Annotated in this window: 1 pseudogene; it reads left to right on the top strand. The window is 71.3% G+C overall.

Annotation, left to right across the window (positions count from 1 at the left end):
* Positions 1 to 349, top strand: a pseudogene (locus ACYQ2W_RS26715) (hypothetical protein); the annotation flags it as partial.

Here is a 349-nt window from a genome sequence, read left to right as displayed (position 1 = left end):
TCCCACCATCGAGCAGCGCCAGGCGCAGGCCCGCGGCCACTTCCGCCGCCACCTCGACCAGACCCTCGCCGACCTGGACGCCATCGACCGCGCCCCCACCTCCGGCGAGCTGCTCACCGTGGTCCAGGCCGCCAAGGCACGCCTCGACGCCCTCCAGAGCGAGCCGGCCCGCCAGCCCTTCGACCCCAACCGGCTTCCCTTCAAGGCGCAGGAGCCCAAGCCCGACAACCGCCCCAAGGAGTCCCGATCCGACTTCATTCAGGCCGACCTCTACTCGAATCCCCTGCCCAAACTGGCCGCCGTGGGCAACGTGCTGGACGCCTACGTGTTCGACCAGCTCCCCGGCGCC

It is taken from the genome of Endothiovibrio diazotrophicus, assembly GCF_054657215.1.
The sequence above is the reverse complement of the archived record's forward strand: the minus strand, read 5'-3'. Positions and strand labels throughout refer to the sequence as shown.